This window comes from Altericroceibacterium endophyticum, assembly GCF_009827595.1.
Lineage (GTDB): Bacteria > Pseudomonadota > Alphaproteobacteria > Sphingomonadales > Sphingomonadaceae > Altericroceibacterium > Altericroceibacterium endophyticum.
In genome coordinates this window covers 174,394-196,988 of record NZ_WTYT01000005.1, presented here as the reverse complement: position 1 = coordinate 196,988, position 22,595 = coordinate 174,394, and the positions used below count along the sequence as shown (strand labels likewise).

Sequence of the window (22,595 nt, the reverse complement as noted above, 5' to 3'; positions counted from 1 at the left end):
TTTGTGCGGATGATGTTGGGTGTCAGGTCGGGCTGGGCATCAGCGGCCAATTTCGCCCGTATCTTCCCCTGCCGTATCTGCCTGCATCGTGTAGTCTTCTGCCGGATCGTAATCAGCCGCGTCATCTTCAGTTTCAGTCTTTAATTCTTCCATGCCGTCGCGGGCATCATAGACCTTCACGCCGCCAATCCATGTCTGCAGAACCCGCGTTTCGCGAATATCCTCGGGATTGTTGAGGGCGGGGTCGCGGTCGACCACGATGAAATCGGCATGCTGCCCTTCCTTGAGTTCGCCAAAGCGGCCCTCACCAAAACCGGCATAGGCACCCACTGAAGTATAAGCGGCCAGCGGCTGCCCCAAGGAGACCGTTTCCTGCGGCTGCCATCCGCCAAAGGGTTGCCCCTGCGCATCGGCGCGTGACATGGCAGCGGCTATGCCGGCGAAGGGATCGGGAGCTTCCACGGGGGCATCCGATCCGAAGGCGAGCGGCGCGCCGGTTGCCGCGATCGAGCGCCAGGCATAGGCACCGGCTAGCCGATCGGGGCCGAGCCGCGCTTCGGCCATCAGCCGGTCGGATGTCTGATGGATCGGCTGCATGGATGCGATCGTGCCATGCTGGCCGAAACGCGGAATATCGACAGGATCGACGATCTGCGCATGTTCGATCCGCCAGCGCCGGTCCCCTTCGTAGGATTCGGACAGCTCATCCACCGCGTCCAGCACTTCGGCATTGGCAAAATCGCCGATCGCATGAATGGCCACCTGAAAATTATCCATCGCCGCGCGGCTCATCAGATTGCGCAATTGGGTGCCATTCAGCAATTGCAGCCCCGAGTTGCCCGGGTCATCGGCATAAGGCTGCTTCAGCGCGGCCCCGCGCGAGCCAAGCGCTCCGTCGAGATAGAGCTTGATTCCATTCAGCCGCAGCCGGTCCTGATAAAGCCACGGTGTCGGCCCGGTCCCGCCGATCAGCAGCATTTCCGGCAGGCTGGCGGCATAGGACATGATGCGAATGGTCAGGTGGCCTGTGTCGCCCGCACGGCGATAGGTCATCCAGTCTTCAATACTGGTGCCCATATCGGCGGCCGCCGTTACGCCTTGGGCGGTCAGCAGGGTTTGTGCATTATAGAGCGCCAGATCGCGGTCTTCAGGGCGGGGCGGGGGGACCTGCTGATCAACCAGCGATGTTGCCGCATCCACCAGCACCCCGGCGGGGGCCTTCGACCCGGCCTGCCGCATGATCAGGCCACCTTCGGGGTTTTCGGTCTGTTCGGTGATCTCGGCAAGGGCCAGAGCACGGCTGTTGGCCCAGCCGGCGTGGCCATCCACCCGCATCAGCCAGACGGGTCGATCTGCCACTGCCGCATCCAGTTCGGCTGCGCTCGGAAAGCGATCAAGACCCCATTGCTCCTGATTCCATCCGCGTCCGACGATCCATGGGCGGTCGGGGAAGCGGGCGGCATAGGCGGCGATTTTCTGCTGCGCCTCGGCAAGGCTGCGCGTCTCGGAAAGGTCGAGCGACAGGGTGGCGAGGCCGACCCCCATCAAATGGAGATGCGAATCCACCATGCCGGGCAGCACCACACGGCCCTCTCCATCCTCCCGGTATTCGACATCTTTCGGTGGCTTGTCATCCCGCTTCAGAATGTGGGTGATTCGGCCATCGTCGCCGACCACCATCGCGGCAAAACGGTGAATTTTCCCGTCACGGCTGATCGACATGCCATTGATATTGTCGAACAGCGTATCGGCCTGCGCCGGCATGCTTAGCGCGGAAATGGCCAGCGCGGATAGCGCCGCTCCGGCGCGCAGGCAGGTCACCTTGTTCATCATGCATCGCCCTTGGGCAGATGGCGGATCAGCGCGCTGGTATCCTGCCGCGCGCCGCCTTGGGCCTGAACCTGCGCGTAAAACTGATCGACCAACGCCGTGATGGGAAGCGAGAGACCGCGATCCTTCGCTTCGCTCAAGGCAATGGCCAGATCCTTGCGCATCCAGTCGATCGCGAATCCGAAATCGAACTCCTCGCGCGCCATGGTTGCCCAGCGATTTTCCATCTGCCAGCTTTGGGCAGCACCGCCGGAAATTGCGGACAGCAACTTATCCATATCCAGCCCGTTGGCATCGGCCAGACGCACCCCTTCGCTGAGGCCTGCCAGGATGCCGGCAATGCAGATCTGATTGACCGCCTTGGTCGCCTGACCCGCGCCTGCATCCCCGACATGGGTAACGCGCGCCGCATATATGCTGATTATGTCATGCGCCGCTGCCATGGCTGCATCGCTGCCGCCGCACATGATGGAGAGTTTGCCATTTTCTGCTCCGGCCTGACCGCCGGAAATCGGTGCATCGAGCGCCAGCAGATCGCGCGCCGCCGCCGCATCGCTGATTTGCCGCGCAATGGCGGGGGACACCGTCGTATGATCGACGAAACATGCGCCCGGCTTCATGGCGGCCAGTGCGCCATCATCGCCCAATGTGACCTGGGCCAGATCAGCATCATTGCCGACACAGGTCAGCACCAGATCCTGCGCTGCAGCGGCCTCCGCCGGAGTGGCCGCCATGGCGACGGAATGGCCGCGTGCCTGATGGTCAGCCAGCCATTTCTCCGCCCGCGATGCCGTGCGATTATAGACGGTGACATGGTGGCCGGCAGCGGCCAGATGGCCGGCCATGGGGCTGCCCATTACGCCGAGCCCGAGAAAAGCGATCCGTTTTGCTGTAGTCATAGCTGCGCTTGGTGCCCCGTCATTGCCCACAAAGCAATCCGTTACGAAAGGCAATAAGGACGAAGCCGCCGTTCCCCTATGGCGTTTTTTGGGTTACGGGGCGCTCACCATGACAGAAACAGATAATTCCGCCGAGCTCCTCACCATTGATCATATCCGTGCAGCTGCCTCCCGAATTGAGGGTGCAGTGCAGCGGACGCCGACTTTGCATAGCAAGACGCTGTCGCAGATTACCGGGGCGGAAGTCTGGCTCAAATTTGAAAATCACCAGTTCACCGCCGCTTATAAGGAGCGTGGTGCGCTCAACAAATTGCTGCTGATGGACCCGGCTCAGCGTGACCGCGGCGTGATTGCCGCTTCTGCCGGGAATCATGCGCAGGGCCTGTCCTATCACGGCACGCGGCTGGGCGTTCCGGTAACGATAGTGATGCCCAAAACGACTCCGCTGGTGAAGGTCATGCAGACCGAACAGGTAGGCGGCAAAGTGGTCCTGGAGGGCGAGACATTTGATGATGCCTATGCCCATGCGCTGGAACTGGAAAAGGAAATGGGCCTCACCTTCGTCCATCCTTTCGATGATCCCGATGTTGCCGCCGGGCAGGGCACCGTTGGTCTGGAGATGCTGGAGGATGTGCCTGATCTGGATGCGCTGGTCGTGCCGATTGGCGGGGGCGGACTGCTTTCCGGCATCGGGACGGCGGCGCGTGCGCTGAAGCCTGATATCGGGCTGTATGGTGTGCAGGCGCAGCTCTATCCCTCCATGTATGGCATGGTTAAGGGCGAAGATCTGCCCTGTGGCGGAGACACTCTGGCCGAAGGTATCGCGGTCAAAAGCCCCGGAAAATTCACGTCTCAGGTCGTCAAGCGGCTGGTCGATGAAATCGTGCTGGTGGGTGAGGAGCAGCTCGAAGGCGCGCTCGCGCTGCTGCTGCAGATAGAGAAAACCGTGGTTGAAGGCGCCGGTGCCGCCGGTCTGGCTGCTGTGCAGGCCTATCCCGAGCTGTTTCGCGGCAAGAAGGTGGGCATCGTCCTGTGCGGCGGCAATATCGACACACGCCTGCTCGCCAACGTGCTGCTGCGTGATCTTGCCCGTTCGGGCCGTCTGGCGCGGCTCCGGGTCTTCCTGCAGGATCGTCCGGGCGCTTTGTACAAGGTGATGGGCGAATTCAACAATCACCAGGTCAATATCCTGGAAATCTACCATCAGCGTATTTTCACCAATCTCCCTGCCAAGGGGCTGGTGACGGATATTGAATGCGAAGCCCGCGACCGCCAGCAATTGGAAGCTTTGATCGTGGCATTGCAGGCCAAAGGCTATGCCGTCAGCATGGTGGAACTGGATTGATCGGAAATGGGGCAGACAATATTTGCGCTGCCTCAATCTTCGAATCTATGTCAGTGTTCAGCTAGTGTTTTGAAAAAGCGCTTCAAACAAGCCCTATGACACTGCATAATGCAGTGAAGACGTTGTAACATTTCCATTTGGCCGAGAGGACCGCCTTGCCGTGACGGCTCCCGTCAGTTTTCCGCGTTTCTTCGTGACCAGTCCGGCACCGTGCCCCTATCTGCCTGACAAGACAGAGCGGAAGGTGTTTACGGAGCTGAAAGGCGCGAATGCAGACCAGCTGAACGATGCGCTCGGGCGGATCGGTTTTCGGCGGAGTCAGACTGTTGCCTATCGTCCAAGCTGCGCCGACTGTCAGGCCTGCGTGTCCGTGCGGGTTGTGGCATCTGAATTTACGCCCAGTTCATCGCAGAAACGCGCCTTTCGCAAAAATTCTGATCTCGAAGTCAACGAATGCCGCCCATGGGCAACGGTCGAACAATTCGAACTGCTGCAAAAATATCTGGCATCGCGTCACCCCGGCGGTGGCATGGCCGCGATGGATGAAATTGACTATGCTGACATGGTTGAACACACGCCGGTCTCCAGCGTGGTGGTTGAATATCGGGAACCTGCGGTAAACGGGAAGCCGGGACGGCTCGTCGGCGCCTGTCTGATGGATCGGCAGGGCGACGGTTTTTCAATGATTTACAGCTTTTATGATACGGAGCCTGGCGCGCGCACCGGCCTCGGTAATTTTATCATCCTCGATCACATTTTTCGCGCCGCGAAGCAGGGCCTGCCATATGTCTATCTGGGCTATTGGGTCGAAGGGGCTGACCGGATGCAGTATAAGATTCGCTACCGTCCGCTCGAACGGCTCAGCCCTGATGGATGGACGCGCTTTTCCGGCAACGAACAATCCCGCCTTATTGCTGACAGCGCCAATGCACCGCGCAGCTCCTCATGCAGCGCCGCCAGCAGCGGGAAGGATGGAATTACCGCTTCCGGCGATTCCAGAAGTTTCGGTTAAGACCGGGGCTTCCATGCGCAAAATTTCAGCGGCTCTGGCTGCGTCGGCTGCGATGCTGGCCGTGCCCGTCATGGCTCAGGACTATGATGCCCCCGCGTCGCTGGAGGATCTGATCCCGGATGAAGCGGTTGATAATCCGGAGGATTGGGCCAGTCAGGGCGTGTCGGATGGGACGGTTGAGGCTGAGGACCTGCCGCCTGAAGTGGATCCCGATGCACCGCTCGCTGAAATGCCAAGCCTCACCGTGCCATGGCCCAATGATACCGAACTGCCCAAGCTGGCCCCCCTGTCACCCGATACATCAATCCAATTCGCTGATTTTGGTGATGATATGCCGCGCCGCCGCGATGCGGATGTCGAAACGCTTTCGGACGAACTGACACTGGCATTCCCGTCAGACGATGACTTGCTGGCGGAGCGGGAGGAATTCGTCAAACGCTTCACTTCGCTCTCCACTATCCTTGAGCTGGACGATGATGATAGCGAGGCCCGGCTTGCCGCCCAGGCCAAGGAGGATGAGAAACTTCTCACCCGGTTGCTCGATATTTATGGCTATTATGACGGCCAGATTTTCCGCTCTGCGAATGCTGCGGCGGGCGGTGATGGTACCGGGCAAAGCGGGCCGAAAATCCGCTTCGATATCCTGCCGGGCGTCCAATATAAATTCGGTGCCATTGATCTTGGTTCGTTGAGCGACGCCACTGCGGATTATGACATGTTGCGCGGCCGTTTCGGGATCCAAACCGGCGATCCGCTGCTGTCTGATGTGATTGAGGAAGAGCGGGACGATCTTGATCGCGCGCTTGGCGAGAATGGCTACCCCTTCGCCCATATGGACGAACCTGAATTGCTGATCGATCATGCGCGCGAGGAAGGCGATCTCAGTCTGCTGGTGCAGCCGGGCGGCAAATATGCCTTTGGCACCGTCACCAGCAATTTGCCTGATTTTCTCTCCGGCCAGCATTTGGCGAGGGTCGCCCGGTTTGATCCGGGGCAAACCTATCAGCGCAGTCTGCAGGATGATTTACGCCGGGCGATTATGGCGACCGGGTTGGTTTCGAGCGCGACACTGACCCCGGTAGAGCGTGAGGCGCCCACGCAAGGTGCGCCCGGCACAGTGGATATAGCGGTGGAACTGGCAAAGGCTCCGCTGCGCACCATTGCCGGATCGATCGGTTATGGCACAGGTGAGGGGTTCCGCGCTCAGGCAAGCTGGGAACACCGCAATCTCTTTCCGCCAGAAGGCATGCTGCGACTACGCGGGATCGCCGGGACGCGGGAACAACTGGCAGGGGTGACGTTCCGCCGCAACAATGTGAAGGGGCGTGACCGGATTCTGACGCTCGACGCCTTTGCTACGACCAAGGATTTTGAAGCCTATGAAGCCAAGACGGCTTCGCTCGTTGGCACCTATGAACGGCAAAGCACGCTCCTGTTCCAGAAACCGCTCGGCTGGTCGATCGGCGCGGAATTGATTGCAACGGCGGAAAGGGAACGCGACGCGGCCGGAAACAAGGCGCCTGAGGAAACCTATCTGATCGCCGCGCTGCCGCTTTATGGGCAAGTCGATATGTCGGATGACTTGCTTGATCCGAAGCAGGGCTATCGCCTCAGCACACGGCTATCACCTGAAATCTCCCGTCATAATGGCAGCCAGAGCATCTATTTGCGCAGCCAGATAGAGGGCACCTATTATCAGTCGATGAGCGATCGCATCGTGCTGGCTGCGCGGGCGAAGCTGGGCAGCATTCGCGGCTCATCCATCACCAATATAGCCCCGTCACGGCGCTTTTACGCCGGCGGCGGCGGGTCCGTTCGCGGCTATGGCTATCAGGCAATCGGGCCGAGCGATTCTGAAGGCGATCCCAGCGGTGGCCGTTCGCTGGTCGAATTTTCTCTCGAAGCACGTATCGGCACCGGGTTCTTTGATGGTGCCCTGTCGGTTGTGCCATTTGTCGATGCGGGCGCTGTCGATAGCAGTCAGACACCCACTTTCAGTGATATCAAGGTCGGTGCCGGATTGGGCATCAGATATAATACCGGGTTTGGCCCGATCCGGGTGGATGTGGGCACGCCGATCAATCCCGGCCCCAATGACGCCCCGATTGGTGTCTATGTCGCTTTCGGGCAGGCATTCTGATGGCGGCCAGCGATGAAAATCTGCATCCGGGCAGCGACACGGCGGATCAAACAGCATCCGTAGCCACGCCGGATGGTGAAGCGAAACGCCAGCCTTATGCCTTCCTGAAATGGCCGCGGCGGATTTTCCGCGCGGTCAGCTACATCATCGCCGGGCTGCTGCTGCTCGTGCTGCTGGCCATCGGGTTTCTGCATACGCCTCCGGGGCGGCAGTTCATTGTCGATCAGCTTTCGGCCTATGCACCGGCATCCGGCCTTTCCGTTGATGTGGGAAGCATTGACGGGTCTGTCCTGTGGAGCGCGAGCTTCAATGATGTGAAATTCTACGACAAGAACCAGGTGTTGTTTCTGGAAGTGCCGGAAATTGACCTGAACTGGCGGCCTTACAAATTTCCCTTCAGTGGTCTCGATATCCGGTCCGTAGCGCTGCACGATGGCACTCTGTATGCCGCGCCAGAACTTGGGTCCGGCGATCCCGAGGCGCCCACACTGCCGAATTTCGACATTCGCGTGGACAGGTTACTGGTTGACGATCTGCATGTCGCAGAAGGTCTGGCGGGTGCGGAAAGACTGGTGAATTTACGCGCGAAAGCCAATATCCGAGATGGTCTGGTCTATCTCGATGCCAAGGGAGAGCTGGGCGGGGGGGATCGCCTGTCGGCCCTCATCCATGCAGAGCCTGATGGCGACATATTCGATGTGGATGTCGATATTCGTGCTCCGGCGGACGGGCTTCTGGCGAATCTTGCTGGTCTCGAAACTTCCACCCGGATTCGCGCCGTAGGTGATGGCAGCTGGTCCGTTTGGGACGGTGCGATTGTCATCGATCAGGGCGAGACGCGGCCTGTTGCCTTGCGGCTGTTCAACCAGCGCGGAATGTACAAGCTGGTCGGGCAGGTGCGGCCTGGCGCCTATCTGTCTGGCCTGCCTGCCGATGCGCTGGGCGAGGTAGCGAATGTCGCATTGGTCGGAACTTTGAAGCAGAGCGTATTCGATGGTGGCTTCGCCTTGCGCGGCTCGGCCATTACGCTGGATGCACAAGGTTCCGTCGATCTGAATGACAATATATTCAATGATGTCGCGATAGAGGGCACACTGACCAACCCTGGCCTGCTGGGCCGGAATGTTCGCCTGCGGGGCGCACGAATTGTGGCCACATTGGATGGCCCTTTCCGCAAGGATCTGAGTATCCAGCATCAGGTGAATATTGCCGCGCTCGAGATAGATAAAACCATTTTGGAGGGCGTTCAGCAGCGGGGCACACTCCGATATAATGGCCAGCAATGGACCCTGCCGCTTGATTTCACGGCGGACCGCATTGTGACTGGCAATGATCTGCTCGATCCGAGGCTGCAAGATGGCAGAATTCGCGGTACAGTCTTGCTGAACGGTCAGACTTTGCGATCGGATAATCTGGCCATTCGCTTCAAGGGACTGCGGGCGGACTTGTCTGCGCGCGGTAACCTCAAGGGAAATGGCTATGCTCTGGCCGGCCCGGTGGAGGCGCGCGGTCTGGTACTGGACGGTCTGGGCACGCTGGATGGCGGGGCCAAAATCCGCTTCAAGATCGGCCAGAATACACCGTGGAGCCTGCGCGCCAATTTCAACGGGCGGATGGCCAGGGTGGCGAACAAGACATTGACTACGCTGGCCGGCGACAACATTCGCTTCCGCGGCGGTGTCGCGCTCGGGGCGAAACGACCGATTATCCTGAATGATGTGCGGGTGGATGGCAGCAAGCTGAAGCTGCAACTGGATGGCCGCCTGCAAAACGGCGAGACCACTCTGGCCGGCAGCGGGGAGCACACCGAGTATGGGCCCTTCACCGTCACAGCTGAAATGGGCGATGATGGCCCCCATGCAATATTGACCTTCGCCAGCCCGCTGCCCGCCGCCGGCCTCAAGGATGTGCGTGTTGAAATAGGGCGTGAAAAACAGCGTGACGGGCAGCCTTCCGGCTTCCGGATAGTGACTGATGGCCAATCCACGCTCGGCCCGTTTGATGGCAGGGCTTTGCTGTTGACGCCTCCAAATGCTCCAGCCCGGCTGGATGTTGACCGGCTGACTGTGTGGAAAACGGATGTGAGGGGATCCATCGCCTTTGCCGAAGGCGGTGTCGATGGGGCGCTAGACATTCGCGGTGGCGGTCTGGACGGTTCAGTCACATTACAACCTCGCGATGCGGGGCAGGGTTTTGATCTGAAGCTGCGGGCACGAAATGCGCGCTTTGGTGGAGAGGCTGATCTGGCAATTGCGCGCGCAAATATTGAGGCCGCCGGAACGCTCGACAAAGCGGGCGCCACAATCACGGGTAACATCAGTGCGCGGGGCCTGCGCTATGGCTCGATCTTCATTGGCCGCCTGGCAGCGCGGGGCAATATCGATAAGGGTGTGGGGCAGTTTAATGCATCGCTGACCGGGCGGCGCGGTGCGCGCTTCGCGCTGCAATTGGAAGGTGATGTTACGCGGCAGAAAATCGGCGTGGCCGCTCGCGGAACCTATGCCGGGGACCGGATTACCATGCCGCGGCAGGCCGTGGCGCAAAAACAGGCTAATGGCGGCTGGATCCTGCAAAAGACTCAGATTTCCTACGGATCGGGCTATGCCATTCTGGAAGGCGGCTTTGGCGGCGAGAATCCTGCCCAAGCCAAAGTCAGCCTGTCGAAAATGCCGCTTTCGCTGATTGATGTCGTGGCGCCGGATATTGGTTTGACGGGGTCAATTTCCGGTGTGGTCGATGTCGATTCTGGCGCCGATGGTGTGCCCAGCGGTAATGCCCGGTTGCTGGTTTCCGGTTTTAGCCGTTCAGGGCTGACACTCAGTTCACGCCCGATTGATCTGGCTGTCGTTCTCAAGCTGACACCCGATCTGCTGCAAACGCGCGCGGTGATTCAGGATGGAGGCGGGATTAAGGGACGGCTGCAGGGCCGGATTGCCAATTTGCCTGCCAATGGTGGTTTGATCCAGCGGCTTCAGGCAGGCGATTTGTTTGCCCAATTGCGCTATTCCGGGCCAGCAGATGCACTCTGGCGTCTGACTTCCGTCGAAATTTTCGACATTACCGGCCAGCTTAGCCTGACGGCGGATACGCGCGGTTCGCTGCAGAATCCGCAGGTCACAGGGTCTCTGGCTGGTGACGCGCTGCGTTTGCGCAGTGCCGTAACCGGCACCGATCTATCCAATGTGAAACTGCGGGGCAGCTTTTCAGGACCGCGTCTGCAACTGACCAGTTTTTCCGGCACGGCCCCCAATAATGGCACCATAACGGGCAGTGGGATGGTGGATTTGTCCGGGCTTGGGCCGCGCGGACCGAAGATAGACGTTCGTCTGGCGGCAAAGAATGCTGAAATTGTCGATCGCCGCAATATGGGCGCCACCGTAACCGGACCGTTGCGCATCGTTTCCAATGGCCGGGGCGGCACCATTGCGGGCCGCGTTCGTGTGAACAAGGCACGCTGGACTCTCGGAACCTCCGATGCCGAGGCTGACCTACCCGACATCAAAACGCGTGAGATCAATCTGCCGCCAGACATGGGGCCAGTTGCAAGACAGTCTGCGCCGTGGCGTTATCTGATCGACGCGAGTGCCGGTAACAGCATCAAGGTGACCGGAATGGGGCTGGACAGCGTCTGGGGCGGCGATGTGATCATCCGGGGCACCACCGATGACCCGCGCATTGGCGGCGCAGTCGAGATCGCCCCACGTCAGGGTTTCTTCACATTCGCAGGCACGCAGTTTGAACTCACCCGTGGGCGCATCGATTTTGACGAAAATGTCCCCATCAATCCGCGTCTCGATATCGAAGCGGATACCCAGGTGGACAATTTGCAGGTCACGGTGAAAGTCGATGGTTACGCGGAGAAGTCCGATATTACCTTCAGTTCAACGCCGTCTCTCCCGCAGGAGGAATTGCTCGCGCGCATGTTGTTTGGCGGATCGATCACCAGCCTGTCGGCCACTGATGCCTTGCAGTTGGGCGCCGCGCTGGCCGCATTGCAGGGTGGTGGGGGATTGGACCCGATCAACGAATTGCGCAGCGCCATTGGGCTCGACCGCTTGCGGATCGTGCCGGCGGATCAAGCACTGGACCGGGCAACGTCGGTGGCGCTGGGCAAGAATTTCGGCCGCAAATTCTATGCTGAAATTATCACTGATGGGCGTGGATATAATGCCAGCGAAGTCGAATTTCGGGTGACGAGCTGGCTGTCTTTGCTGGCCACGGTTTCGTCGCTTGGGCGTGAGGGGATCTCGGCAGAAGTCAGCAAGGATTACTGAGCGGGCGCGGACCCCCCACGAGTATAGTCACTAGTCAATAATCGACGTGCGTTATTCGGGTGCTTGGATATTCTCTTGGCCGGGCTTCACGCTGCGCTGGTCCAGCTTTACATCCTTCAGCACGACATCAATAGGGATCGCCACGCCATTGCTGCCTTCCAGACTTTTTTGGGCAAGATGCGCCCTCTGGCCATTCTCGCTTGTCACAACCAGCCCGGATTGGGCGTGTGAAAATGTGATGAAATGGTTGCCGAGCGTACGCATCCGGACCTCTCCGCTATCAGCCGCTTTCACAGCATTATCGATGTCCTGACGTGTCAGATATCCGGGAATGATGTGATCGCGCAAAATGGCGGCCATAATGGGCGCTTGTTCTGGTTGCTGGAGATAGGTGCCTGTTTCGCCGAGTAATCCGAATGCATCATCATCAGGCGCCAGAATGGTGTAGGAGCCAGCGCCGTCAAATACGGGCGCTATACCGATATCGCGCAAGGCGCGTGCGGTTATGGTCAGGCCCGGCGCATCGGAAATGGTCGCCGCCAGCGTCTGCGTTGTGTCCTGCTGCGTCGAGGGAGCCGGTTGCTGATCCTTCTCGGAAGAGCACGCACTGAGCGGCAAGAGGACCACCGCGGCGGCGCAGAGCAAAAACGAACTTCTTTTTGAACGTCCGATTGGGAAGCGGTTGGCCAGATTTGTCATGTAATATGTCCTCAAGCAGCAATCAGTTCGATCGCGGCACGGATTTTCCATGATCTTGGATCGATTTTGTAAATATAGCCATCGGCATAGCGATAGGCCGTGTCTTTGCTATCGGCATATTGTTGGCGATAGATGCTGGGAATGTTGTAGATATCATACCCGTCGGGCATTTTTTGGCCGACGATGAAGCGGTCGCCGGACAGCAATGCGGCGATGCCGGTGATTGCTCTGCTGTCACTGTCCAGACGATAAACGACGTGGTTCGCATAGCGATAGGACCGCTGAGGCCCGAGATCGTAATAATCGATATAGTAGCGCGGGATGGTTCCGAAACCATAATCGCCGGGCCAGATATTTCCGATGGAGAGCGCTCCGCCGAGAACCGGCAAATAGGCCGACACCTGATTTTTATCATTCAGTCTCAGCAGATAGCCGGAACGATAATAGACGGAACTACGCGCGATATTTTGCGCCGAGAAGCCCCACCAATTGCCGGTTCTGCGCGAAAGAACGGAGGCTCGATCGCTGCTATCTGTTGATACGAAACATTCTTTCGTTCGTTTGGATGCGTCCTGTGCGTCCTTGTCGACGGGGCAGCCTTTTAGGAACGTGCTGACTTTTTCTGGCAGGCTGGGATTGAACCCTGCCCGGGTGAAATAGCGATAGCCATCTTTTTCGGAAGCTCCGGGAAGCCGTTTGGGAGCATCGGGAGAAGCCCTGCGTCTGGCCTGCTCGGCCTGCGCGCGCCTGGCAGCGATCAGGGCGGCAGTTTCCTCTGTGCTATCGGCATCTGTCCGGGCCCGGGGCGGCGTTGGTGAACTACCTTGTTCCGTGCCGCCGGTATCAGTGTCAGCTGCAGATGGCTTTTGGTCTTGCTTTGCCGCTGTGGGTGCTTCCCCGGCGCTTAGATCTTTTGCTTCTTGAGACCCGCCGGAAGATCCAGTTTTACCCGGATCAGAGGTCAGCTTTCTGCTGTGCAGATCAGGCGGTAAAATGATGATCGGTACAGTGCCATCCGGGGCTTTTGCGATCAGGCTTTTTTTCGCCGAACTTTCCGGGATGACGCTTTCGGCATCAGAAGTTTCAGAAACCTGAGTTCCCGATTGGGCACTGCTTTGCTGAGCAGACACACCACTGACGGCGGTCATAGAAAGGACAAGAATTGGGAGGGCGAACCCGGTTTTCATTATTTTAAAGGACACTCCATTCACTCACCTAAACTGGCGCTATGACTGCAAGTTCCGCGATGCGGGGCGGAATCTTCAGTTGTCACGTAGCGGGACAATATTACTCCCTTCTGGAATATAGCTCTGCCTCCGCTGCACGGCGCCGCGATAATCCGGCAAGCACGCGTCCGCCGGCCTTGTTCCAACGGGCAAATTCTTGCGCAGCTCCCTCGAAGTCGCCTGCACAATGCATGCGGGTGAGTGTGGCTCTGGCGATCGCTCCGGTGTTGTAGTGAAAGGATACCAGCGCATCGAATTGATTTTGCCGGGTTGGACAATCGCCGATGGTGTGGGCCACCTCCGCGGCAAACCGCGCCGTATCGCGCTCCAAACGGTCATCGCATTGCGCCTGTGTCCAGATAGTGCCGGGGCCGATCTCTGGTCCGGTTGCGCCCCAGCCAATGGTCCATGGTGCACCTCCGGTTCCGGGGTCGGGATAGGCTTCAATGCGTCCATCGGCCCGGATGCGGGCACAGCCTTCAAACCGTTTGATCAATGCGAGCCCTTCCGGGCTGAACTGGTGCCTGGCAGTGCATGCCGTGTCATCAATCGCACAATCTAGCGCCCGGTCGAGCCGGGATACTTCACCTTGCGTGAAACCTCTTCCCAATATCTGGCGGATCGTATCGAACACAGCTTTTCGCATGGCGCCCTCCTTGGTTTGGAAAGCGGGCATCGGGGCGCTTGCGTTCTGTAGGAAAGCCTTATTGCGCACTGTGCGTATCAGATGGTTTGGCGAAAACGATGGCAGGGCAGGGGAGCTGCAATGCCCTATCAAGAAAAAGGGCGCCCGGTATTCCGGACGCCCTCTTTTTACGTACTGATCGTAATATGATCAGGCGCTGTAATACATGTCGAATTCGGCGGCCGAAGGCGTGGTTTCGACGCGCATCACTTCTTCCCACTTCAGTTCGCAATAGGCTTCGATCTGTTCCTTGGTGAACACATCGCCCGACAGCAGGAAGTCGTGATCGGTAGCAAGAGCTTCCAGAGCTTCACGCAGCGATCCGCAAACGGTTGGGACTTCTGCCAGTTCTGCCGGCGGCAGATCATACAGGTTCTTGTCCATGGCTTCGCCCGGATGGATCTTGTTCTGGATACCGTCCAGACCAGCCATCAACAATGCAGCATAGGCAAGATACGGGTTTGCCATTGCATCGGGGAAACGGAATTCAACACGCTTCGATTTTTCGCCCGTGCCATAAGGAATACGGCAGGAAGCGGAACGGTTGCGTGCGGAATAGGCCAGCAGAACCGGTGCTTCGAAGCCCGGCACCAGACGCTTGTAGCTGTTGGTGGTCGGGTTGGTGAAGGCGTTCAGAGCCTTCGCATGCTTGATCACACCGCCAATGTAATAGAGGCAGTTGTCGGACAGGCCAGCATAGCCATTACCCGCGAAGGTCGGCTTGCCATTGTCCCAGATCGACATGTGGGTGTGCATGCCCGAACCGTTATCGTCCTTGATCGGCTTCGGCATGAAGGTTGCGGTCTTGCCATAGGCATGGGCAACCTGGTGCACGACATATTTGTAGATCTGCATGCGGTCGGCAGTCTGCGTCAGCTTGCCGAAGGTTACGCCCAGTTCGTGCTGTGCAGCGGCCACTTCGTGGTGATGCTTGTCGCAGGGCAGGCCCATTTCGAGCATGGTAGAAACCATTTCGCTACGAATATCGACGGCGCTGTCCACCGGAGCAACCGGGAAATAGCCACCCTTGACCTTAGGGCGATGGCCCATGTTGCCAATGTCATATTCCTTGCCGGAATTGGTCGGCAGTTCGATATCGTCGATGGTGAAACCTGATCCGGCATAGCCGTCTTCAAACTTCACGTCGTCAAACATGAAGAATTCAGCTTCCGGGCCGACATAGACGGTGTCGCCAATGCCGGTCGTGTTCAGATAGGCTTCTGCACGTTTCGCGGTCGAGCGCGGGTCACGGGCATAGAGTTCGCCGGTCGAAGGTTCGACGATGTCGCAGAACACGATCATCATCGGCGTGGCGCTGAAAGGATCGATGTAGACGTCTTCCAGATCCGGTTTCAGGATCATGTCGGATTCATTGATCGTCTTCCAACCGGCGATCGATGAGCCGTCAAACATCAGGCCTTCTTCAAGCTCGTCTTCGGTAAGAACGGAAGCAACCATCGAGAGGTGCTGCCATTTACCCTTGGGATCGGTGAAACGAAGATCGACCCATTCGATCTCCTCATCCTTGATCCGCTTAACGATTTCCTTTGCAGTGGCCATTGTATTCCTTCCTTAGAAATAGAGCCGTTTTAAGAATGACTGCCGGTTGCCGGCAAAGTCTGTCCGTCCGCCGGATGGCGGAAGATCTGATCAGATTGCGGCGTCGTCTTTTTCGCCAGTGCGAATGCGCAAGGCGGTTTCGACATGGGAGACGAAAATCTTGCCGTCACCAATCCGTCCGGTCTGCGCCGCAGCGGCGATCGCTTCGACGATGCGGTCTGCCAATTCGTCGCTTACAACCACCTCAAGTTTTACCTTGGGCAGGAAGTCGACAACATATTCGGCCCCGCGATAGAGTTCCGTATGGCCTTTTTGCCGGCCAAAGCCCTTGGCTTCGGTAACGGTGATGCCAGAGACGCCGACTTCATGCAGCGCTTCCTTCACCTCGTCGAGCTTGAAGGGCTTGATGATTGCTTCGATCTTTTTCACGTGACCCCTGAGCGCATATCGGGCGCCCTCAACAGGCGCGCAAAAGTTCCGAACAAATCCTTAGCTGAGATACTAACAAGAATCGTGCCAAGGCGTGTCAGCTAGGGGTAGCCAATAGTGCACTCCGGCGAAAGGGTGCAATTGGTAAGATATGAAGCTTCCCTAGTGTTTCCGTGGAATATATGTGCGATCGCCAAACGCATATTCATGCATAAAAAACAGGCAGCCACCGCCTATAATTTAAGCACTACAGTCGGAGGCCCGCAGTTTCCGCCAGACCTGCCATCAGGTTGAGCGACTGGACCGCCGCGCCACTTGCACCCTTGCCCAGATTGTCGAGCAAAGCGATTAATCTGGCCTGCTCACCATTCTCATCGGCAAAGACATGCAGTTCCAGTGCGTCGCTCGGTTCAGCCGAACCGCGCAGCAGCAATTCACCCGGCGCGCTTTCACCGGCGACCCGCACAATCGGGCTGTCGCCGTAATATTCCTTCAGTGCTTCGCGCATTTCGGAAGGGCTCGCCGCTGCGCGCATGGCTTCCAGCGGGAGCGGCACATCGACCAGCATTCCGCGAAAGGCCGGAACGACCGATGGCGAGAAGACGGGGGGATGTTCCAACCCGGCATGGGTCTGCATTTCGGGCACATGCTTATGCCCCAGGGTCAGGCCATAGGCGCGAAAGGCGATGTCGCGGTCCTCTTCGAACCGTTCGATCAGCGCCTTGCCGCCGCCGGAATAGCCCGACACGGCATTGACGGTGAACGGATAATCAGCGGGAAGCAGTCCTTCGCGCACCAGTGGCGCGACCAGCGCCAGAAAGCCGGTGGGGTAGCATCCGGGGTTGGCCACACGGTCGGCCCCGGCAATGACCTTTTGGCCGACGATTTCCGGAAAGCCATAGGACCAGCCACTGGCAACACGATGCGCCGTTGAGGCGTCGATAACACGTGTCGATGCGTCTTCATCGATCAGGGCCACGGCTTCGCGCGCGGCGTCATCTGGCAGGCACAGAATCGCAAAGTCGCTGCTGTTGAGCGCTTCGCGGCGTGCCTCAGGGTCTTTGCGCCGGTCATCGTCCAGAATAACCAGATCAAATTCGCTGCGGTCTGTCAGCCGTTCCCTGATTTCAAGGCCGGTGGTTCCGGCTGCGCCATCGATAAAGACTGTTTGTGCCATTAGTTGAGCGGCTCCAACCTATCCAAATGTACATAACCGACCGGACCGTTTGGCCCGAGGCAGCCCCATGCCCAGCCGGCTGAGATATCGAGAACTTCGAAACTGTCACCTTCCATCAGGGTGCAGATTTCCTCGGCACTTTCTGCCGAAGCGGTGTGCAGTGCCGCGCCGCCCGGCATGACGATGCGGGGCTGGGGGACGGCATAATGCGGTACGAAATACTGTCCGGCGAGCGCAATATGGGCCAGGTCGCCGCGCAGCGGAACGCTTTGCAGATCGGGTCGGCTATCCACCGGACCGGACAGTGCAAAGGGCCCTTTGGGGGCCTGAACCGTCGCTTCTGTTTTATCGCTGTTGCTCACATGGTCCTCTTGAGGCGATTTCTGCGCAAAGCGCGCCGAGTAGACGCGCCTTGCTCACGGGGCAAGTCGGCTGTGTTAACCCCGGTCAGGCAAATCGTTCGGCAATCATATGCCAGGCGGCCCGCAAACCCAGTGCTTCCCCGCCTTTGGGGCGGCCTGGTTTTGCGGTGGGACGCCAGGCAAAAGTGTCGAAATGTGCCCAGTCAATGCCTTCACTGACGAACTTTTCAAGGAATAGCCCGGCCACACTGGCACCAGCGAATGCGTTTCCATGAGCGTTATTCGTGTCGGCAATATCCGAATTGAGCCATTCGGCATAGCTTGCCTCCAGCGGAAGCCGCCAGACACAATCATCATGCGCCTTGCCGGCGGCGATCAGCGCATCGGCAGTTTCATCGCGCCGGGCGAACAAGGCGGGCAGGTCGGGGCCGAGCGCCACGCGGGCCGCGCCGGTCAGCGTAGCAAAATCAAGCAGCAAATCGGGCTCTTCTTCGCAGGCCAGCGTCAGCGCATCGGCCAGGATCAGGCGTCCTTCGGCATCGGTATTGCCGATTTCGACGGTCAGCCCCTTGCGTGATTTCAGAACGTCTCCGGGGCGGAAGGAATTGCTGGCAACGGCATTTTCCACCGCCGGCACCAGGCAGCGCAGACGCACGTTCAGGCCGTTTTCCATGATCAGTCCGGCCAGTGCCAGAGCATGAGCGCCGCCGCCCATGTCCTTTTTCATCAGCTTCATTCCGCTGGCGCTTTTGATGTCGAGCCCCCCGGAATCGAAACAAACCCCCTTGCCGACAATGGTCAGGCGCGGGGCATCCTCACGGCCCCAGCGGATATCGATCATGCGCGGGGCATGTTTACGCGCAGCAGCCCGGCCAACCGCATGAACCATGGGGAAGCCCTGTTCCAGCGCGTCGCCTTGCGTGATGGTGATCTCGGCCCCATTCGCCTTGGCCAGTTTTTCGGCCACTTCTTCGAGGCCCGCCGGCCCCATATCTTCAGCCGGCGTATTGACCAGATCGCGGACCAGCGCGACCGCGCGGGCCTCGGCCTGAATCCGGTCGATCCGGCCGACATTGGTGGTCAGAAGAATGCGCGGGCCCGTGGCATTTTCATCCGCGGAATAGCGCGTGAAGCGATATTGCGCCGTTTGCCAGCCATGCATGGCGGCACCCGGATTATGCCGGGCCAGACGATAGGTGCCGGCTGGCAGGGTTTCCGCCAGCTTCGCCAGGCACCAGCTTGACAGATTTTCGGGATCGGCAACGCCGCCCAGCGCAAACCAGCTTTCACCATCGGGCACGATGGCGGTTTCATTCGCACCGCCGGTGAATTTCTGCGCGTCCAGCGCGGCCCGCTGACCAATGGTCAGGCCTTTTCTGAAATCGGAAGCATCCGCCTGATTAACAAGATGAATCGCAATGGCGTCCTGATCGCGGTCAGGCTGGATAAAGTCTGTGTTCATATGCTGTGTGCTTGTGCCCTCTTCATAAAATGTCTTGGCGGAGTGCATGCCCCTTTGCCGAGATGATGAAAAGGGAACGCTTCATGAAAACTCTGGTTTCGCTTCTTTCACTATCTCTTGCCCTGACCGCCTGTAACGGCGCAAAGGATGCCGCGCCTGATGCGCAGACCGCTGAGGCCACAGCCACGGCGAAGGCGCAATCGCCCGATGAGAGCGACGGTGGTGGCCGGAACGTGTCGGCGAAGACAGATGATTATGAATTCAGTTATGAATATCCTCAGCAAGTTCAGAACATACCCGAGCTGGAGGCAATTTTCGACAGCCGCTTGCATGACAAGCGCGAGGAGCTTCAAAAGCAGGCGGCAGAGGCCCGGGTGGATGCGGCGAAGAATGATTACCCCTTCCGCCCATATTCGCTCGATGTTGAATGGGATGTGGTTGCCGATATCCCTGCATTTCTGAGCCTGTCCTCCGAATATTATACCTATACGGGCGGCGCACATGGCATGGCGGTCTTCGATGCTCTTGTCTGGGACAAGCAGGTGAAAAAGGCGCTCGAACCGATCGAGATGTTCACCAGCTCAGCCGATCTGGCCGATGCGGTGCGCAGCGATTATTGTGCGCAGCTTGATAAAGAGCGTGCGGAAAAGCGTGGCGAACCGGTGAAGGATGACGGTTCGATGTTCAATGATTGCATCGACCCGGTGGAAAATTCCATGATCATTGTCGGATCCTCAAATGGGGAGACATTTGACCGGATTGGTTTTCTGATTCCACCATATAATGCCGGGCCTTATGCGGAAGGAACCTATGAAGTGACCTTGCCCGTAAGCGCTGCCGTGAAGGCGCTGGTCAGCCCGAAATATCGCGATGCATTTACGACGGGCGACTGAGTGGCTCGCATTTTTCCGCAAAAGGCTTAAATGGGCGGGCATGACCGAATATCAGCACATCACCGGAGACGAAGCCGTCCTGCGCGACGGTACTATCAAACTGCATGGGGCCGAGGGCTTTGAAGGTATGCGTAAGGCGGGGCGGCTCGCGGCCGAAATCCTCGACGCGCTGGTGCCTCTGGTAAAGCCCGGCGTGACGACGCAGGAACTCGATGATGTGGTCCGTGAGATGACGCTCGATGCTGGCGCTGTGCCAGCAACGCTGGGTTATCGCGGCTTCACGCATAGTTGCTGTATTTCGATCAACCATGTGGTGTGCCACGGCATCCCGTCCAGCAAGGTGATCAAGGATGGCGATATTCTGAATATCGACGTCACCCCGCTGCTGGATGGATGGCATGGTGATACCAGCCGGATGTATGTGGCGGGTGATGCCTCCATCAAGGCGCGGCGGCTGATTGATGTGACCTATGAATGCCTGATGATTGGCGTTGATATGGCGCGACCTGGCATTCGTCTGGGGGACATCTCCGCCGCAATTCAGAAACATGCCGAAAGCCACCGCTACGGCGTTGTGCGCGAATTCTGCGGGCATGGTGTCGGGCGTTTGTTCCACGATTCGCCCGAAGTGGTCCATGCCGGAAAGGCAGGCACTGGCCCGGAATTGAAGCCCGGCATGTTCTTCACGATCGAGCCGATGATCAATCTGGGCAAGCCTGCGGTGAAGATGCTCAATGACGGCTGGACCGCAGTGACGCGCGACAAATCGCTGACCGCGCAGTTCGAACATTCCATCGGCATTACCGAAGACGGGCGCGAAATCTTCACCGAAAGCCCCAAGGGACTGCATCAGCCGCCCTATCAGGGCTGATCGGCGGCTGAATATAAACGCTGTGTACGCTTAGTTTTCGCGGGCGGCCCGGATGGCTGCGCCGCCTGCGAAAGGCGTAATTGCCACCAGCACCAGGCTGAGCGCGGCGGTTAAGGCCAGCCCGCCTTCGCTGCCGGTCGAAAGGCTCCCCGCACCAAAGATCAGCAGCGGTACGGCGAGCGGAATCAGCAGCAGACCCGACAGCGCGGCACCACTTTTGAGACCGACTGTCAGCGAGGCAATGGTGACGCCAATGGCTGCCAGCCCCGGCGTCCCGGCCAGCAGGCCTATTTCCACGATCCGCAGCGCATTGCCATCAATTCCGAGCAGTGCAGCGGCAGGCAGTGCAGCCACCATCAAGGGCGGCCCGAAGCTTAGCCAATGGGCGAGCACCCGGATGGCGATGACGGCCTCTTCAGAGATGCCGCGCAAGGCCCATTGGTCGAAGAAACCCTGTTCCAGATCGGGCGCGACCAAGCGGTCGAGCGGCAGGATGGCGGCCAGCAAAGCGGCCACCCAGATCACGCCGCCGCCGGTTTTGGCCAGCAGCGGAGCATCCGGTCCAACCGCAAAGGGATAGAGCATTGCCACGGCCAGAAAGAACAGCAGCGGGAGCAGGCTGCCGCCGCCGCGGCCACCACCGGGAAACAGCATGGCGAGATCGCGCCGCAGGATGGTCCAGAGCGCGCTCATATGACGCTCTCAGATGAAAGTGCCGGGTCTTCTGCCGACGATGAGGTCACCGCGAAATCGGCCAGTTTCAATTCCGTCATGCCGCTGATGCGCATGCTTTGATGGGATGCGATGATCGCGATGCCGCCCTTGTTACAATGGCGCTCCACCATCGCTTCACATACGGTGACGGCTTGCGTGTCGAGCCCGTTGAGCGGCTCGTCCAGCAGCCAGATCGGTGCGCCTTGCCCCATAAGCCGGGCAAAGGCCGCGCGTTTGCGCTGGCCGGTGGAAAGATACCGCACCGGCACCTCCATCAAGGCTTTGAGGCCCAGTTCCTGGAGAGCCTGATCCTGTTCCCCGTCCAGATTACGCCAGAAGCCAAGCGCGTTGCTTAAGGGGCGATGTTCATCAAGGGCGGGGCGTTCATCCAGCAGTCCGGCCGCGCCATTGCGCTCTACCGCCCCCGCAAAGGGACGTGCCAACCCGGCAAGAATTCGGATCAGGCTGGATTTGCCCATTCCATTCGGCGCCGTGATCTGCAGCGCCTGTCCCGCCTCCACAGCACAATCGAGCCGGCGGAAGAGCAACCTGTCGCCCTTACGGCAGGCAAGATTCGAAGCAGCGAGGCGGCACGCATTCATGGTGGGTGCGTTAGGGAAAAGAATGGGAATCGACAAGCTGCCCGCATGGGTCGCGTGGCGATTAGAAAATGCCTTTGAAGGAGAGAGTAGATGGCGATCGAAAAACTGACTGAAGAAGAGTGCGATGCCGCACTGGCCGATCTGGATGAATGGAAGTTGGCGGATGACCGGCAATCAATCTCGCGTGTTGTCAAATTCGGGGATTTCAGCGCGGCATTCGGGTTCATGACCCGCGTCGCGCTGATTGCCGAAAGCATGGACCATCATCCTGAATGGTCCAATGTCTACAATACGGTCGATATCACATTGACCACGCATGATGCCGGGGGACTTTCCAACCGGGATATCGCCATGGCGGGCAAGATCGACGCGCTTCTGTAAGCTGAGAATCAAATCCCCCGTGCGGATTTTGCAG

19 protein-coding genes are annotated in these 22,595 nt (G+C 58.9%); 7 read left to right on the top strand and 12 right to left on the bottom strand.

Annotated elements, in window-relative coordinates; genetic code table 11:
• Positions 1–39 precede the first annotated feature (39 nt).
• On the bottom strand, positions 40–1,833 hold the full coding sequence (locus tag GRI91_RS12035) for an amidohydrolase (RefSeq protein WP_160736930.1): 1,794 nt from the start codon (positions 1,831–1,833) through the stop codon (positions 40–42).
• Entirely contained in the window at positions 1,830–2,729 is a 900-nt protein-coding gene (locus GRI91_RS12030; RefSeq protein WP_160736929.1) for an NAD(P)-dependent oxidoreductase, read from the bottom strand. Before GRI91_RS12030 ends, GRI91_RS12035 begins: the two co-directional genes overlap by 4 nt.
• A 109-nt stretch (positions 2,730–2,838) precedes the next feature.
• Between GRI91_RS12030 and GRI91_RS12025 the strand changes: the two genes are divergently transcribed.
• From GRI91_RS12025 to GRI91_RS12010, 4 genes are all read left to right on the top strand, one after another.
• Positions 2,839–4,074, top strand: a complete 1,236-nt coding sequence (locus GRI91_RS12025; RefSeq protein WP_202385574.1) for a threonine ammonia-lyase — start codon at positions 2,839–2,841, stop codon at positions 4,072–4,074.
• Positions 4,075–4,234: 160 nt separating this feature from the next.
• Complete coding sequence (locus GRI91_RS12020) at positions 4,235–5,086, top strand: arginyltransferase (RefSeq protein ID WP_160736928.1); 852 nt, start codon at positions 4,235–4,237, stop codon at positions 5,084–5,086.
• A 13-nt stretch (positions 5,087–5,099) separates the two neighbouring features.
• Positions 5,100–7,226, top strand: a complete 2,127-nt coding sequence (locus tag GRI91_RS12015) for an autotransporter assembly complex protein TamA (RefSeq protein WP_237437833.1) — start codon at positions 5,100–5,102, stop codon at positions 7,224–7,226.
• Complete coding sequence (locus tag GRI91_RS12010) at positions 7,226–11,500, top strand: translocation/assembly module TamB domain-containing protein (protein ID WP_160736927.1); 4,275 nt, start codon at positions 7,226–7,228, stop codon at positions 11,498–11,500. The genes GRI91_RS12015 and GRI91_RS12010 overlap by 1 nt, the downstream gene beginning before the upstream one ends.
• 51 nt (positions 11,501–11,551) lie before the next feature.
• Here GRI91_RS12010 and GRI91_RS12005 read toward each other — a convergent pair whose 3' ends face one another.
• From GRI91_RS12005 to GRI91_RS11970, 8 genes are all read right to left on the bottom strand, one after another.
• Positions 11,552–12,145 carry a fasciclin domain-containing protein gene (locus tag GRI91_RS12005; protein WP_160736926.1) on the bottom strand — a complete coding sequence of 198 codons (594 nt, stop codon included), beginning with the start codon at positions 12,143–12,145 and terminating at the stop codon, positions 11,552–11,554.
• Between the two features lie 65 nt (positions 12,146–12,210).
• A complete protein-coding gene (locus GRI91_RS12000; RefSeq protein WP_160736925.1) occupies positions 12,211–13,347 on the bottom strand; it encodes a hypothetical protein in 1,137 nt (378 codons plus the stop codon).
• Positions 13,348–13,486: 139 nt separating this feature from the next.
• The gene (locus GRI91_RS11995; protein WP_160736924.1) at positions 13,487–14,071 is read right to left on the bottom strand and encodes a lysozyme; all 585 of its coding nucleotides are present in this window, start codon (positions 14,069–14,071) and stop codon (positions 13,487–13,489) included.
• A 189-nt stretch (positions 14,072–14,260) separates the two neighbouring features.
• Positions 14,261–15,670 carry a type I glutamate--ammonia ligase gene (gene glnA / locus GRI91_RS11990; protein WP_160736923.1) on the bottom strand — a complete coding sequence of 470 codons (1,410 nt, stop codon included), beginning with the start codon at positions 15,668–15,670 and terminating at the stop codon, positions 14,261–14,263.
• A 90-nt stretch (positions 15,671–15,760) separates the two neighbouring features.
• Positions 15,761–16,099, bottom strand: a complete 339-nt coding sequence (locus GRI91_RS11985) for a P-II family nitrogen regulator (protein WP_160736922.1) — start codon at positions 16,097–16,099, stop codon at positions 15,761–15,763.
• Between the two features lie 247 nt (positions 16,100–16,346).
• Positions 16,347–17,276, bottom strand: coding sequence for an N-acetyl-gamma-glutamyl-phosphate reductase (argC, locus tag GRI91_RS11980; RefSeq protein ID WP_160736921.1), 930 nt, complete (start codon positions 17,274–17,276; stop codon positions 16,347–16,349).
• A complete protein-coding gene (locus GRI91_RS11975) occupies positions 17,276–17,638 on the bottom strand; it encodes a hypothetical protein (RefSeq protein ID WP_337190367.1) in 363 nt (120 codons plus the stop codon). Before GRI91_RS11975 ends, argC begins: the two co-directional genes overlap by 1 nt.
• Before the next feature lie 85 nt (positions 17,639–17,723).
• A complete protein-coding gene (locus GRI91_RS11970) occupies positions 17,724–19,100 on the bottom strand; it encodes a leucyl aminopeptidase family protein (protein ID WP_160736920.1) in 1,377 nt (458 codons plus the stop codon).
• An 83-nt stretch (positions 19,101–19,183) separates the two neighbouring features.
• Between GRI91_RS11970 and GRI91_RS11965 the strand changes: the two genes are divergently transcribed.
• Positions 19,184–19,993: a DUF4163 domain-containing protein gene (locus GRI91_RS11965; RefSeq protein ID WP_160736919.1), complete on the top strand. Its 810-nt coding sequence runs from the start codon at positions 19,184–19,186 to the stop codon at positions 19,991–19,993.
• 40 nt (positions 19,994–20,033) lie between these two features.
• The gene (gene map / locus GRI91_RS11960; protein WP_160736918.1) at positions 20,034–20,864 is read left to right on the top strand and encodes a type I methionyl aminopeptidase; all 831 of its coding nucleotides are present in this window, start codon (positions 20,034–20,036) and stop codon (positions 20,862–20,864) included.
• A 30-nt stretch (positions 20,865–20,894) separates the two neighbouring features.
• Here the strand turns inward: map and GRI91_RS11955 are convergent, their stop codons facing one another.
• Together GRI91_RS11955 and ccmA are read right to left on the bottom strand one after the other, a co-directional pair.
• Positions 20,895–21,557, bottom strand: coding sequence for a heme exporter protein CcmB (locus GRI91_RS11955; RefSeq protein ID WP_160736917.1), 663 nt, complete (start codon positions 21,555–21,557; stop codon positions 20,895–20,897).
• On the bottom strand, positions 21,554–22,180 hold the full coding sequence (gene ccmA, locus GRI91_RS11950) for a heme ABC exporter ATP-binding protein CcmA (RefSeq protein WP_160736916.1): 627 nt from the start codon (positions 22,178–22,180) through the stop codon (positions 21,554–21,556). Before ccmA ends, GRI91_RS11955 begins: the two co-directional genes overlap by 4 nt.
• Before the next feature lie 90 nt (positions 22,181–22,270).
• Between ccmA and GRI91_RS11945 the strand changes: the two genes are divergently transcribed.
• On the top strand, positions 22,271–22,561 hold the full coding sequence (locus GRI91_RS11945) for a 4a-hydroxytetrahydrobiopterin dehydratase (protein WP_160736915.1): 291 nt from the start codon (positions 22,271–22,273) through the stop codon (positions 22,559–22,561).
• Positions 22,562–22,595 lie beyond the last annotated feature (34 nt).